Origin of the sequence: Streptomyces sp. LS1784 (assembly GCF_020103755.1) — a bacterium.
GTDB lineage: Bacteria > Actinomycetota > Actinomycetes > Streptomycetales > Streptomycetaceae > Kitasatospora.
In genome coordinates this window covers 1-739 of record NZ_JAHSQD010001217.1, presented here as the reverse complement: position 1 = coordinate 739, position 739 = coordinate 1, and the positions used below count along the sequence as shown (strand labels likewise).

The 739-nt window shown below is 75.9% G+C and carries 1 protein-coding gene; it reads right to left on the bottom strand.

Features of this window, described 5'->3' with window-relative positions; genetic code table 11:
• Window positions 1-542: 542 nt before the first annotated feature.
• On the bottom strand, window positions 543-739 hold a 197-nt coding region (locus KS423_RS46620), incomplete at its 5' end, for a hypothetical protein (protein ID WP_224285678.1).

Sequence of the window (739 nt, the reverse complement as noted above, 5' to 3'; positions counted from 1 at the left end):
GGCCGGACGCCCCGGGGCCCGGTGGCGGTGCCGGTCCGCCGGTGCCCCCGACCCGTCCTTCCCGACCGCCCCGGCCGGCGAGCCCGTGCTCCCACCCAGGGCGCTCCCGCGGGTGAGCCTGCGGCGCCCGCCGCGGTGCCCCATCGCGTCCCTCTCCTCGTACGACGACCCGCGGCCCGTGGCATGAGGGGCTCGGGCCTTCCTACACTCCGGAGAGCGGAAGGGACGACCGGGAATAACAGAAACCTCTTGCGGAATTCCCGGGACGGTTCGACCTGACGGTGGCCGGGGGCGCCGGAACCGTCCCGGGCAGGGCGGCCCCGGGCAGGGCGGAGCCGGGGAGCGCACTCGGGGGGTGTGCGCTCCCCGGCAGGGGTGGTGGCGGCCACCCGGCCGGAGTCCCGGGGCGTGTGACTCCGTCGGCCGTGACGGAATGCTAGACCCGCCGGCGGATGCTGACCAGTGCCCTGACCAGGAGATTTTCCGCCCCGGACATGCCATTGCCCCTTGATGTGTGACGCATCGTCAGAACAAGCGGAGGATCAGGCCGCGACCCTCACCGTTTCCACCCCGAAGGCCGCCGCACCCACCTCGGACCGCACCGCCGTCACGGAGCCGGCGCCACAACCCCCGTGCAACCGGGCCAGTCCGGCCACGAGGGCGCGCCGGTCCCCGGCGAGCCAGAGCCGCAGGGCCGCCGAGAGCGCGGCGCTGGCCGGGCCGACCGCGGGACCGCCGG